Origin of the sequence: Pseudomonas fluorescens (assembly GCF_902497895.1) — a bacterium.
Taxonomy (GTDB): Bacteria; Pseudomonadota; Gammaproteobacteria; order Pseudomonadales; family Pseudomonadaceae; genus Aquipseudomonas; species Aquipseudomonas fluorescens_BP.
Window position 1 is genome coordinate 18,296 of sequence record NZ_CABVHQ010000022.1, and the last position, 12,825, is coordinate 31,120.

General features: G+C 59.1%; 11 protein-coding genes. 8 read left to right on the forward strand and 3 right to left on the reverse strand.

The window, feature by feature from the left end; translation table 11 throughout:
* Window positions 1-3: 3 nt before the first annotated feature.
* Entirely contained in the window at window positions 4-1,452 is a 1,449-nt protein-coding gene (gene sufB / locus F8N21_RS13260; protein WP_150642569.1) for a Fe-S cluster assembly protein SufB, read from the reverse strand.
* Between the two features lie 193 nt (window positions 1,453-1,645).
* A complete protein-coding gene (locus F8N21_RS13265) occupies window positions 1,646-1,963 on the reverse strand; it encodes a Rieske (2Fe-2S) protein (RefSeq protein WP_150642570.1) in 318 nt (105 codons plus the stop codon).
* A gap of 413 nt (window positions 1,964-2,376) precedes the next feature.
* On the opposite strand from F8N21_RS13265, the gene F8N21_RS13270 reads away from it, so the two are divergent.
* The 4 genes from F8N21_RS13270 to F8N21_RS13285 all read left to right on the forward strand — a co-directional run bounded on the left by F8N21_RS13270 (window position 2,377) and on the right by F8N21_RS13285 (window position 8,071).
* Window positions 2,377-3,750, forward strand: a complete 1,374-nt coding sequence (locus F8N21_RS13270) for a glutamine synthetase family protein (protein ID WP_150642571.1) — start codon at window positions 2,377-2,379, stop codon at window positions 3,748-3,750.
* Window positions 3,751-3,757: 7 nt separating this feature from the next.
* A complete protein-coding gene (locus F8N21_RS13275) occupies window positions 3,758-5,149 on the forward strand; it encodes an aldehyde dehydrogenase family protein (protein ID WP_150642572.1) in 1,392 nt (463 codons plus the stop codon).
* A gap of 3 nt (window positions 5,150-5,152) precedes the next feature.
* Window positions 5,153-6,313 carry an iron-containing alcohol dehydrogenase gene (locus F8N21_RS13280; protein ID WP_150642573.1) on the forward strand — a complete coding sequence of 387 codons (1,161 nt, stop codon included), beginning with the start codon at window positions 5,153-5,155 and terminating at the stop codon, window positions 6,311-6,313.
* Window positions 6,314-6,505: 192 nt separating this feature from the next.
* Entirely contained in the window at window positions 6,506-8,071 is a 1,566-nt protein-coding gene (locus F8N21_RS13285; protein WP_150642574.1) for an amino acid permease, read from the forward strand.
* A 211-nt stretch (window positions 8,072-8,282) separates the two neighbouring features.
* Here F8N21_RS13285 and F8N21_RS13290 read toward each other — a convergent pair whose 3' ends face one another.
* On the reverse strand, window positions 8,283-8,753 hold the full coding sequence (locus tag F8N21_RS13290; RefSeq protein ID WP_150642575.1) for a YbhB/YbcL family Raf kinase inhibitor-like protein: 471 nt from the start codon (window positions 8,751-8,753) through the stop codon (window positions 8,283-8,285).
* A 691-nt stretch (window positions 8,754-9,444) separates the two neighbouring features.
* Here F8N21_RS13290 and F8N21_RS13295 point away from each other — a divergent pair.
* Genes F8N21_RS13295 through F8N21_RS13310 form a run of 4 tightly spaced genes read left to right on the forward strand, consistent with a single transcriptional unit; the run spans window position 9,445 to window position 12,824 of the window.
* Window positions 9,445-10,782 carry a UDP-glucose dehydrogenase family protein gene (locus F8N21_RS13295; protein ID WP_150642576.1) on the forward strand — a complete coding sequence of 446 codons (1,338 nt, stop codon included), beginning with the start codon at window positions 9,445-9,447 and terminating at the stop codon, window positions 10,780-10,782.
* Complete coding sequence (locus F8N21_RS13300; RefSeq protein WP_150642577.1) at window positions 10,779-11,765, forward strand: NAD-dependent epimerase; 987 nt, start codon at window positions 10,779-10,781, stop codon at window positions 11,763-11,765. Before F8N21_RS13295 ends, F8N21_RS13300 begins: the two co-directional genes overlap by 4 nt.
* Window positions 11,766-11,805: 40 nt before the next feature.
* Complete coding sequence (locus tag F8N21_RS13305) at window positions 11,806-12,549, forward strand: glycosyltransferase (protein WP_150642578.1); 744 nt, start codon at window positions 11,806-11,808, stop codon at window positions 12,547-12,549.
* Window positions 12,546-12,824: a lipid-A-disaccharide synthase N-terminal domain-containing protein gene (locus tag F8N21_RS13310; RefSeq protein WP_150642579.1), complete on the forward strand. Its 279-nt coding sequence runs from the start codon at window positions 12,546-12,548 to the stop codon at window positions 12,822-12,824. Before F8N21_RS13305 ends, F8N21_RS13310 begins: the two co-directional genes overlap by 4 nt.
* The last annotated feature ends 1 nt before the right edge of the window (window position 12,825 follow it).

Genomic DNA, 12,825 nt, shown 5'->3' on the forward strand with positions numbered 1-12,825 from the left:
GCCTCAGCCCACGCAGCCCTCCAGGCTCACGCCCAGGAGTTTCTGGGCTTCCACCGCGAACTCCATCGGCAGTTCCTTGAGCACCTCGCGGCAGAAGCCGTTGACGATCATCGGCACCGCGTCCTCCGCGCTGATGCCGCGCTGGCGACAGTAGAACAGTTGCTCATCGCTGATCTTCGAGGTGGAGGCCTCGTGTTCGACCTGGGCGCTCGGGTTCTTCACCTCGACATAAGGGAAGGTGTGGGCGCCACACTGGCTGCCGAGAAGGAGGGAGTCGCACTGTGTATGGTTGCGCGCACCGGTCGCGCCTTTCTGGATTTTCACCAGGCCGCGGTAGGTGTTCTGCCCATGACCGGCGCTGATCCCCTTGGAGAGAATGGTGCTGCGGGTGTGCCGGCCGATGTGGATCATCTTGGTGCCGGTGTCCGCCTGCTGGTGGTTGGCCGTCAGGGCGACCGAGTAGAACTCGCCGACCGAATAGTCGCCCTGGAGAATCACCCCGGGATACTTCCAGGTGATGGCGGAACCGGTCTCGACCTGAGTCCAGGAAATCTTCGAGTGCGCGCCTGCGCATTTGCCCCGCTTGGTGACAAAGTTGAAGATCCCGCCCCGCCCCTGTGCATCGCCCGGGTACCAGTTCTGCACCGTGGCGTACTTGATCCGGGCGTTATCCAGCGCAACCAGCTCGACCACCGCCGCGTGCAGCTGGTTATTGTCGCGCATCGGCGCGGTGCAGCCCTCGAGGTAGCTGACGTAGGCGCCCTCCTCGGCGACGATCAGCGTGCGTTCGAACTGGCCGGTATCGGCTGCGTTGATCCGGAAGTAGGTCGACAGCTCCATTGGGCAGCGCACGCCCTTGGGCACGTAGCAGAAAGACCCGTCGGAAAACACCGCCGAATTCAGCGTGGCGAAGAAGTTGTCGCTGTAGGGGACCACCGAGCCCAGGTATTTGCGGACCAACTCCGGATGGTTCTGCACAGCCTCGGAGAAGGAGCAGAAGATCACCCCGACCTCGGCGAGCTTGTGCTTGAAGGTGGTCGCCACCGAGACCGAATCGACCACGGCGTCCACCGCGACGCCGGTCAGGCGCTCCTGTTCGGCAAGTGAGATGCCGAGCTTGCCAAACATCTCCCGCAGCTCGGGATCGACCTCGTCCAGGCTATTGGGCCCTGGAGTTTTTGGCTTGGGCGCCGAGTAATAGATGATGTCCTGGTAATCGATGGGCGCGTAGTGGACATTCTGCCAGCCGGGTTCGCGCATCGTCAGCCAGTGGCGGTACGCCTTCAGGCGCCAGTCAAGCAGCCACTGCGGCTCGTTTTTCTTCGCCGAGATCAGGCGAATAACGTCTTCATTGAGCCCGCGCGGTGCCGTGTCGCTCTCGAGATCGGAGACGAAACCGTATTTGTACGCCTGGCCGCTGAGTTCGCGGATCCCGGCATTGTCAGTGCTCATCGCTGACTCCTCCTGCTGCTGGCAGGACGATTCAATGGTTTTAACTATACTCCTTCCCTATCCTGCGGCGCCTATGAGATCGCCAAGATCGCAGCCTGCGGCAGCTCCTACGGATTACGGGGTGTATGCAAAACCTGTAGGAGCTGCCGCAGGCTGCGATCTTTTGGGGCCACCCGGCGCTCACTGACTGACTTCAACCATCCCCCGACTCCCGCAACAGAATGTCATTGCCGTCCAGCCGAACCTCGAACCGCTCGACGTGATAGGCCGATTCCGTCAGGCATTCGCCGCTGATCACGTCGAACTCGTAGGCGTGAAAGGGACAGGTCACGACGCTGCCGCAAAGCATGCCCTCCCCCAACGGGCCATCCTCGTGCGGGCAGGTGTTGGAAATGGCGAAATACTGGCCATCGACGTTGAACAGCGCGACCGACGTTCCCCCCAGGTTTACCGTTTTTCCGGTACCCGGTTGGATCTCGCCCACGCAGGCGACCTTGACGAACTCACTCATGGTGCCAACTCCCGGGTGCAACCGGCAGGACGCAGGGCCGCCAAACCCAACAGCTGGACGGCCCGCTCTTGAATTTCAATATAGCATCCAGGTTTCCATCGCCGAGACTTGCGCATGGCAGCAGTAGTCTAAGCTTGGGGTAGCTCAGGTTCCGTGTTTTTACGCGGTCGGCGTAGGAGCTGCCGCAGGCTGCGATCTTTCCGGGCTCACCGCTGATCTGCGGGAAGATCAAAAGATCGCAGGCTACGCCAGTTCCTACAGGTATTGCGTACATCCGACAATTAACGGCTGTATGGGTACAGGTTCTGCATACACCCAAAAACTCATGGGCGTACACAACCGGCGTAGGAGCTGGCGCAGGCTGCGATCTTTTGATTCGAACAGGCCCAAACATTTCACGCAGGACTGACGTGATGACCGAGCCCCTCCTGACCTTCGAACAACTCAAGCGCGCCGCTGCCTCCGGCGAGATCGATACGGTGCTGGTGTGCATGGTCGATATGCAGGGGCGACTGGTCGGCAAGCGCTTCCAGGTCGAGTTTTTCATCGACAGCGGTCATGAAGAAACCCACTGCTGCAATTACCTGCTCGCCGACGATATCGACATGGAGCCGGTGCCGGGTTACGCCGCTGCCAGCTGGAGCAAAGGCTATGGCGACTTTGTGCTGAAACCGGACATGGCCACCTTGCGCCGCGTACCCTGGCTGGAGTGCACGGCACTGGTGCTGTGCGACGTGCTCGATCATCACCACCGGCGCGACCTGCCCCACAGCCCGCGGGCGATCCTGAAAAAACAGATCGAGCGCCTGCGCGAACGCGGCTATACCGGCATGTTCGCTTCGGAGCTGGAGTTCTATCTGTTCGACGAGAGTTACCAGGCCATCCACGAGCGCAACTACCACAAGCCAAAGACCGCCGGCCACTACATCGAGGATTACAACATCCTCCAGACCACCCGCGAGGAGCCGGTGCTGCGGGCGATTCGCAAGCATCTGCAGGCATCCGGCATTCCCGTGGAGAACTCCAAGGGTGAATGGGGCCCGGGCCAGGAAGAGATCAACATCCGCTATACCGATGCCCTGACCATGGCCGATCACCACGTCATCATCAAGCACGCCTGCAAGGAGATCGCGCAACTGCAGGGCAAGGCAATCACCTTCATGGCCAAGTGGCGCTATGACGCCGCCGGCTCCAGCAGCCATGTGCACAATTCGCTGTGGGACAAAAATGGCAAAAAGCCGCTGTTCTTTGACCCCAAGGCCGAGTTTGGCATGTCGACGCTGATGCGTTCCTGGGTGGCCGGGCAGCTCAAATACGCCAACGATATCACCTGTTTTCTCGCGCCCTATATCAATTCCTACAAGCGTTTCCAGGCCGGCACCTTCGCGCCGACGCGGGCGGTATGGAGTCGGGACAATCGCACCGCGGGCTTTCGTTTGTGCGCCGAAGGCAGCAAAGCCATCCGCATCGAATGCCGCATCGGCGGCGCCGACCTCAATCCCTATCTGGCCTTCGCCGCCTTGATCGCCGCGGGCCTGGCCGGTATCGACGAAAAGCTCAGCCTGGCGCCGCCCTTCGAGGGCGATGCCTACCTTGACGAACACTTGCCGCAAGTGTCGAAGACCCTGCGCGACGCCTGCGCCGCGCTCCGGGCCTCGAGCATGTTGCGCGAGGCGTTTGGTGAGGAAGTGATCGATCACTACGTGCACACCGCCGAATGGGAGCAGAAAGAGTACGACCGGCGGATCACCGACTGGGAACTGCAGCGCGGCTTCGAGCGCTATTGAGAACAGCATGACTGCGAAGATTCAGCTCATCTCACCGGTCGATGGCCGGGTCTATGCCGAGCGCCACTACGCCAATGCCGTGCAGATCGAACAGGCCCTGACGGCTGCCGCAGCCGCCCAGGCGTTATGGAAGCGCCGGCCACTGAGCGAACGCGCCGCCTTCTGCAGCGCCGCCGTGGATTCGATGCTGGCGATGCAGGCCGAAATCGTGCCGGAACTGGCCTGGCAGATGGGCCGCCCGGTACGCTATGGCGCCTTTGAGCTGCGCGGCTTCGAAGAACGTGCCCGGCATATGATCGCCATTGCCCCTGAAGCCCTGGCAGCGCTGGAACCCGCTCCTATTGCGGGCTTTCGGCGTTATATCAAGCGCGAACCAGTGGGTACGGTACTGGTGGTCGCTCCCTGGAATTACCCCTATCTGACTGCAGTTAATACCATCATTGCGGCACTGATGGCCGGCAACAGCGTGATCCTCAAGCACTCGTCGCAAACCCTGTTGGTCGGCGAACGGTTCGCCGAGGCGTTTCGCCGCGCCAATCTGCCCGAAGGACTGTTCCATAACCTGCTGCTCAGTCATGTCTATACCTCAGCGATCATTGCCTCTGAAGGGGTGCAGCAGGTGAACTTCACCGGTTCGGTCGACGTCGGCAAAGACATGCAAAGAGCCGCTACTGGGAGCTTTCTCGGCATAGGCCTGGAACTCGGCGGCAAAGACCCGGCCTATGTACGGGCAGACGCCAACCTCGAGCATGCGGTAGAAAACCTGGTGGACGGCAGCTTCTTCAACTCCGGGCAGAGCTGCTGTGCCATCGAGCGCATCTATGTCGATGACAAAATCTACCCGGCCTTTGTCGAGCGTTTCGTCGCCTTGACTGGCCAGTACGTACTGGGCAACCCGCTGGACCAGGCCACCACACTCGGCCCAATGGTTACGCCGAGCGCCGCCGAATTCGTTCGCCGGCAGATCGCCGATGCCGTGGCGCAGGGAGCCAGGGCGCTGATCGATCCAAAGGCTTTTCCCGCCGACGCGCCGGGTAGTGCCTACCTCGCGCCCCAGGTATTGGTCGACGTCAGCCATAAAATGTCAGTGATGCGCGAGGAAAGCTTTGGCCCGGTGGTCGGCATCATGCCGGTTGCCGGCGACGACCAGGCCATCGCCTTGATGAACGACAGCGAGTTCGGACTCAGCGCCTCCATCTGGACCCGGGATCTGGCTGCCGCCGAACGCCTGGGCGATGAGATCGCCACCGGCACCCTGTTCATGAACCGCTGCGACTATCTGGACCCGGCCCTGGCCTGGACCGGGGTGAAGAACAGCGGGCGCGGCGTAACCTTGTCGCGCCTTGGCTACGAGCACCTGACCCGAGCCAAATCCTTCCATCTGCGCCACGAGGTGTAGAACATGAGTCTGACTGGAAACTGGAACTACCCCACGAGCATCCGTTTCGGGGTCGGCCGTATCGCCGAGCTGGCCGAGGTCTGTCGCAGCCAGGGTATCCAGCGACCGTTGCTGGTCACCGACAGTGGCCTGGCGCGTGTCCCGATCACCACGGCGGCGCTGGAGGCCTTGCGCGCAGCCGGCCTTGGTGTAGCGCTGTTTTGCGACCTCAAGCCGAATCCGGTCGAAGCCAACCTGGCGGGTGGGCTCGAGGCCTGGCGCGCGGGCTTTCACGACGGGGTGGTCGCCTTCGGCGGTGGCAGCGGCCTGGATATGGGCAAGCTCATCGCCTTCATGAGCGGCCAGACCCGACCGGTCTGGGATTTCGAAGACATCGACGACTACTGGACTCGCGCCGACGAAAGCACCATTGCCCCGATCATCGCGGTGCCCACCACCGCCGGTACCGGTTCCGAGGTCGGTCGTGCGGCGGTGATCATCGACGAGCGGACCCACACCAAACGCATCATCTTCCACCCGAAGATGATGCCGCGGGTGGTCATCAGCGACCCGGCCCTCACCGTCGGCATGCCGGCAAAGGTCACCGCCGGCACCGGCATGGATGCATTTTCCCATTGCCTGGAAGCGTACTGCGCCCCTGGTTTTCATCCCATGGCCGATGGCATCGCGGTGGAAGGCATGCGTCTGGTGGCCAACGCCCTGGTGCGGGCGGTACACATGCCCTCCGACCTCGAGGCGCGGGCGCAAATGCTCGCGGCTGCCGCGATGGGCGCCACCGCCTTCCAGAAAGGCCTGGGCGGGATGCACGCCCTCTCGCATCCGGTGGGCGCTCTGTACGACACCCATCACGGCATGACCAATGCCACCTTCATGCCCTATGTGCTGCAGTTCAATCGTTCGGCTATCGAGGAACGCATCACGCGTCTGGCGGCTTATCTGCGTCTGCCCTCCCCGGGCTTCAGCAGCTTCCTGGCCTTCGTCCTCAAGCTGCGCAAGGACATCGGCGTGCCCCATACGCTGGTTGAACTGGGGGTGGATGACGGGCAGGCCGAGCTGATCGCGGACATGGCGATTGCCGACCCCTGCGCCAGCGGCAACCCGCTGCCATTGACCCGGGACGGCGCGGCACAGATTTTCGCCGCGGCTTACCACGGCCGTCTGTAGGAGCTGAGCTTGCTCGCGATGGACTCAAGGGCGGCGCGTTTATTCAGACGACACGCGTTTTCGTTAACGCCATCGCGAGCAAGCTCAGCTCCTACAAAAACCAAGATCGCCGCCTACTGCGGCTCCTACCTCGTTTTACGATAGGTGCCGATCAGTTCGGCCTGTACCAAAACCTGACAAGGGACACATATCATGAGTCCAGCAAGCCAACCGGGCACCCGCGCGCCGCAAGACGATGACGTCAAGGTGTTGCACAGCATGGGCTATGCCCAGCAACTCTCGCGACGGATGGGGGTTTTCTCCAATTTTGCGATTTCCTTTTCGATCATCTGCATCCTTTCCGGTGGCATCAACTCACTGGCACAGGGCACTTCGGGCGCGGGCGGCGCGGCGATCGGCATCGGCTGGCCACTGGGCTGCCTGATCTCCGGAGTGTTCGCCATGGCCATGGCGCAGATTTCTTCGGCCTACCCCACCGCTGGCGGCCTCTATCACTGGGGCTCGATTCTCGGTAACCGCTTCACCGGCTGGCTGACAGCCTGGTTCAATCTGCTGGGGCTGGTGACTGTGCTCGGCGCGATCAACGTCGGGACCTATTACTTCTTTTTCGGTGCCTTCGGACCGGCTCTGGGAATGGAAGACACCATCACCACACGGATCCTTTTCCTCTCGGTGCTGACCGGTACCCAGGCGCTCTGTAACCACTTTGGCATCGGCCTGACCGCCAAGCTCACCGACTTTTCGGGTTATCTGATTTTCGCCACGGCCATCGCGCTGACTATCGTCTGCCTGATGGCTGCGCCCAGCTACGAGTTCGTCCGCCTGATTACCTTCGGCAACTATTCCGGCGAGACCGGCGGCAACGTCTGGCCACAAGCATCGAACAGCTGGATTTTCCTGCTCGGCCTGCTCCTGCCGATCTACACCATCACTGGCTACGACGCTTCCGCGCATACTTCCGAGGAGACCCGCCAGGCGGCTATATCGGTGCCGCTCGGGATGGTCATGTCGGTGGTCTGGTCGCTGCTGTTTGGCTGGCTGATGCTCAGTGCGTTCGTGCTGATGCTGCCGAGCATGGACGAGGCGGCCAGGCAGGGCTGGAACGTGTTCTTCTGGGCGATGGACACGCAGGTTAATCCGACCGTAAAAATGGCGCTGTACCTGGCGATTTTCATCTCGCAGTTTCTCTGCGGGTTGGCGACAGTGACCTCGGTCTCACGGATGATTTTCGCGTTCTCCCGTGACGGCGGCCTGCCCTGCTCGAAAGCACTGGCCAAGGTCTCACCCAAGCATCGCAGCCCGGTGGCAGCAATCTGGACCGGCGCCACACTCGCAGTGCTGTTCGTCTGGGGATCGTCCGTGATATCGATCGGCGAAACCCCGGTCTACACCATTGTGGTTTCCTGCACGGTGATCTTCCTGTTCTTCTCTTTCATCATTCCCATCGTGCTGGGCCTATTCACCTATGGCACCCCGAAGTGGCCGACCATGGGACCTTGGAACATGGGGCGCTGGTTGTACTCATTCTTCGCCATCCTCTCGATCCTCTCGATGGTGCTGATCTTCATCATCGGCATCCAGCCGCCGAACGACTGGGCGCTGTACATCACCATCGGCTTTCTGGTGTTGACCGCCATCGTCTGGTTCGCCTTTGAAGCCCGGCGCTTCCAGGGCCCACCCATGGGCGAGATGATCATCAAGCGCCAAGCCGAAATCGCAGCGGCGGAAGAGGCGTTGAACAAGCAAGCTGGAAACTGATCGGCAATGCCTCTCGGTTAACCCCCGTACGCGGGTCGTAGCAGCTGGCGTAGCCTGCGTTCGGCTGCGCAGCAGTCGTTATTCATGCCACCACGGTTAACCGGTAAAACCGCAGCGCCCGATTTTACGACTGCTGCGCAGCCGAACGCAGCCTTCGGCAGCTGCTACGGAGGAATGTGTGTTGAGCGCCCCGTTTCATAACCCGCAATCCTCACCGGGTTTTAAGATAGGTACCTATCAGCTCGGCCTGTGCCAGCACATGACCGCGCATGGCGCTTTCCAGTTGGGCCTTGGTGGGCAGCTTCAAGTCCGCCAAGACCGTGTCCAGCGCGTAGAGCTTGTGAAAATACCGATGGGTGCCAATAGGCGGACAAGGTCCACCGTAACCGACTCGCTGCCAGTCGTTGAGTCCCTGTAGCGTGCCGGGCGGCAGTGCGTGCAGGTCTTCTGGCAATCCGGCTGTCCCAACGGGCAAGTTATAGAGCAGCCAATGAACCCAGGTCATCTTCGGGGCCGCGGGATCTGGCGCGTCCGGGTCGTCCATGATCAGTGCCAGGCTCTGGGTGCCTGTGGGCACACCACTCCAGGTCAATGGCGGAGAAACATCCTTGCCCTCACAGCTGTAGAGCAACGGTATCGGACCCTGGGCAGGAAAAGCGGGAGATTCGAGCACGAATGGCATGGTCGTTACCTCTGTTTGAGTGTGTTCGACAACAGACTCGATGCCGCGCGGGCGAGTCCGCTATCCCCGATAAACAAGCACTATAGCTGTGCCACGGGGACCACGGCGGTCATGCTGTCTGACGCTCGCGGCCCTGCTCACCCGCTCGTGCTGCCTCGATGGGATAAAACTGTAACCGATCGGTTTGTGCCAGTGGTATTTCGCCACCAATATTTTTTCGCTCACAGAATTGCTCCAGCCCCGCCCCCCTTCTTATTACCAGTTGCGGCACTGAGTTAATCAGCCAGGCAAGTACATTGCCTTGGTTAAACTATTCTCATTTCCATATATGTTATTTCCGATGGCGAACCAGACTGTCCGCGGTCACTTGCCAATCCTGGATAACACAACTAATTACCAATAGCGTACCCGTTGGGCACCATCCACTCTACAAGCACCAGGCTCTAACAAGAGGGTTAACTACTTCCGGCGCCATCAAACCTGACTGCGAAAGCTTTAATTATAACCGAAGTGCCCGCAACATAATTTTCACAATTCCATGACATATTTTTCTTTGCTCTACGCAAAATATACTGGAGCTTAGCAACGTCTTTTAGATACCAGCCATTTACCTCCACGCGCGCCTTACCCGGTGAGAGCGATGGTTATTGCTTGTTTCCCTGGCCGCCTTGATTTTGACATGGAGTAACTGATGAAAGTTACGGTCTTCGGTACCGGCTACGTCGGACTGACGCTGGCTGTTTGCCTGGCGCAAGTCGGACATTCGGTCTGTTGCATCGATGTCGATACGCAGCGAATCGAGTCGTTGAACAAAGGGCTCTGCCCTATCTTCGAGCCAGGGCTACCGGGATTGCTGGAAAAGAACCTGGCCTCCGGGCGCCTGACTTTTACCACTGACAGCGATTTGGCCGTTGATTTCGCAAAGATCATTTTCATTGCCGTAGGCACACCCTCGGCGGCAGATGGCAGCGCGGATCTAAGCAATGTCTTCGCAGCAGTGGATACCATTACCACACATGCTAAAACTCCCAAGATCATTGTCAACAAGTCAACTTCACCGGTGGGCACCGTTGACAGACTTAAAGCCGGGATCACCAGGCGCTTCGACGGTAGTGGAGCAAATGATTCCTTTCATGTGATCAGCAATCCCGAGTTTCTCAAGGAAGGCTGCGCCATCAATGATTGCATGCGCCCGGAACGGATCATCATTGGCGGTGCCGAGGACTCGGTTGTGGAGGTCCTCAGAGAGCTGTATCAACCCTTCAGTCGCAACCATGAGAAGTTTATCGTCATGGATGCCCGCAGCGCCGAAATGACCAAATATGCCGCCAACTGCATGCTCGCCACCAAGATTTCGTTTATCAACGAAATGGCCAACCTGGCGGAACACCTGGGCGCAGACATCGAGATGGTCAGGCGCGGCATCGGCTCGGATTCGCGGATCGGTTATGACTTCATTTATCCGGGCTGTGGATTTGGCGGGTCGTGTTTTCCCAAAGACCTCAAGGCGCTTAGAAAAGCTGCCGAAGACATAGGCTTTGATCCTCGATTGCTGCAGGCCGTGGAAGAGGTCAATCGTAACCAGCAGGATCGACTGTTTCAAAAGATCACCCGCCATTACAACCAGTCCCTGGACAATAAAACCTTTGCTGTCTGGGGGTTAGCGTTTAAACCTAATACCGATGACATGCGCGAAGCATCCAGTGATGTGCTTCTCAGATCTCTATGGAAGGCCGGCGCTCGAGTGCAAGCCCATGATCCCCAAGCGATGATCGAGGCTCGACGCCTTTACGGGGAGCGCAAGGATCTGCAGCTGATGCGCAACAAAGAAGACACCCTGATCGGGGCCGATGCTCTGGTGGTCGTCACCGAATGGCAGGATTACCGGGTCCTCGATCTGCAGCGAGTGCCCCAGTTGCTTGCCGATCGCGTGGTATTCGACGGACGCAATCTGTTTGACCCTGCTCATTTGGCGGCGGCGGGACTGACCTACTACGGGATCGGACGCGGCCGGACGAATCAGGCATGACCATACTTATCACAGGGGCCGCGGGATTTATTGGATTTCATAGCGCCAGGCGTTGCTGCGAAGAGGGGCTGGAAGTAGTCGGCATCGACAACCTTAACCATTACTACAGCCTTGATCTCAAACATTCGCGTCTGCAGCAATTGGCGAAGTATCCAAACTTTCACTTTAAAGCCATGGATATTATCGATAAAGCCGGACTACTTGAGTTATTCGAGACTCATGGCTTTACCGAAGTCATTCATCTGGCTGCACAGGCCGGCGTTCGCTATTCAATAGACAACCCGGACGTCTATGCCGAATCCAACCTTATCGGTTTTCTCAATATTCTTGAAGCCTGTCGTAACTTCAAGCCGAACCATTTCATCTACGCATCCAGCAGTTCGGTCTATGGCCTGAACGCCAAATTGCCGTTTTCCGTGGATGACCGTACCGATTGCCCCGTCTCTTTTTATGCGGCCACCAAGCGTGCCAATGAACTAATGGCCTACAGCTACGCGCACCTCTATGGCTTACAAACCAGTGGCCTGCGTTTCTTCACTGTTTATGGGCCCTGGGGGCGTCCGGATATGGCGCTGTTCAAGTTTACTCAGGCGATCTTGAATCGGCAGCCGATCGATATTTATAACGACGGGCTGATGTCACGGGATTTCACCTATATCGATGACATCGTCGAAGGCATTGTGCGTTTGCGCCTGAGGCCGCCGTCCTGGCAGTCAACCCTTGAGATCGGCGTTCCACCCAGCAAGGTCTACAACATTGGTCGCGGGGAACCGGTGAAATTACTGGATTTCGTCGACTGCCTGGAATCGGCGATTGGCGTCAAGGCACAGCGCAATTATCTACCGATGCAAGCGGGCGATGTCGTACAGACATGGGCCGATGTATCGGCACTCGCCCAGTGGGTCGACTTCTCCCCGAGAGTATCGGTTGAAGCCGGAGTGGCAGAATTCGTGGAGTGGTACCGGGACTATTACCAGGTATAGCGGCACCATTGTTATAAAAAATAATATTCCTGGGGAATTTATGAGCGACAGCATCTATGTATCCGTGTTGATTCCGGCCAAAAATGAGGCGAATAATCTGACGCCACTTCTGGAAGAGATTCGCAGCGCACTGGCCGATGAGTCCTATGAAGTCATCGTGGTCGATGATGGCAGTACCGATAACAGCATTGGCGAATTGCGCGCACTGAAAAACAGCGGTTTCAGTCAACTGCGGATCCTCAGCCATGCCTGCTCGCTGGGGCAAAGTACCTCTATCTATCACGCCGCGATTGCGGCACGCGGTCACTGGCTGGCAACGCTCGACGGCGATGGTCAGAACGATCCTGCGGACATCCCCGGGATGCTCGCGCTGGTGCGTGGCAGCGAAGGGCTGACCGGGGGCGTCAAGCTGGTGGCCGGCCATCGCATCAACCGTCGCGATACCGCCAGCAAACGCTGGGCCTCGCGCTTCGCCAATGGTTTGCGCAGCCGCCTGCTCAAAGACTCGACACCCGATACCGGCTGCGGTCTGAAAGTGGTGGAACGGGCAGCTTTTCTCAGCCTGCCGTACTTCGATCATATGCACCGTTTCATTCCAGCACTGATTCAGCGCCACAACGGCCGGATGGTCGTGCATCCGGTCAATCATCGGCATCGCGGCGCCGGCATCTCGAAATACGGGAACCTTGATCGGGCTCTGGTCGGCATTCTCGATCTCGTTGGCGTTTGGTGGTTGATCAGACGCACCCGTCTGGATGCAACGGCGCAGGAGGTCGAAGGATGAACATAAGCAAAGAAGCCCTGTGGCTGGTAGTCGGCTTTGCCGGCCAGATCGTATTTACCGGGCGCTTTGCCCTGCAGTGGCTCTACAGCGAATACAAGAAGCGCAGCCTGATTCCCGTGGGCTTCTGGTATTTGAGCCTGGTGGGCAGCGCATTGCTGCTGGCTTACGCGATCTACCGCCAGGACCCGGTATTCATCGTCGGGCAATCATTCGGTTTTGTCGTGTACCTGCGCAACCTGCAATTGATCGCGCGTCACAAAGCGCTTAAGGAATAGC

Coding starts and splice junctions, on each gene's coding strand:
- F8N21_RS13280 (WP_150642573.1), top strand. CDS start 5,153: ATGAGTCTGACTGGAAACTGGAACTACCCCACGAGCATCCGTTTCGGG.
- F8N21_RS13270 (WP_150642571.1), top strand. CDS start 2,377: ATGACCGAGCCCCTCCTGACCTTCGAACAACTCAAGCGCGCCGCTGCC.
- F8N21_RS13290 (WP_150642575.1), bottom strand. CDS start 8,753: ATGCCATTCGTGCTCGAATCTCCCGCTTTTCCTGCCCAGGGTCCGATA.
- F8N21_RS13310 (WP_150642579.1), top strand. CDS start 12,546: ATGAACATAAGCAAAGAAGCCCTGTGGCTGGTAGTCGGCTTTGCCGGC.
- F8N21_RS13305 (WP_150642578.1), top strand. CDS start 11,806: ATGAGCGACAGCATCTATGTATCCGTGTTGATTCCGGCCAAAAATGAG.
- F8N21_RS13300 (WP_150642577.1), top strand. CDS start 10,779: ATGACCATACTTATCACAGGGGCCGCGGGATTTATTGGATTTCATAGC.
- F8N21_RS13295 (WP_150642576.1), top strand. CDS start 9,445: ATGAAAGTTACGGTCTTCGGTACCGGCTACGTCGGACTGACGCTGGCT.
- F8N21_RS13285 (WP_150642574.1), top strand. CDS start 6,506: ATGAGTCCAGCAAGCCAACCGGGCACCCGCGCGCCGCAAGACGATGAC.
- F8N21_RS13275 (WP_150642572.1), top strand. CDS start 3,758: ATGACTGCGAAGATTCAGCTCATCTCACCGGTCGATGGCCGGGTCTAT.
- sufB (WP_150642569.1), bottom strand. CDS start 1,452: ATGAGCACTGACAATGCCGGGATCCGCGAACTCAGCGGCCAGGCGTAC.
- F8N21_RS13265 (WP_150642570.1), bottom strand. CDS start 1,963: ATGAGTGAGTTCGTCAAGGTCGCCTGCGTGGGCGAGATCCAACCGGGT.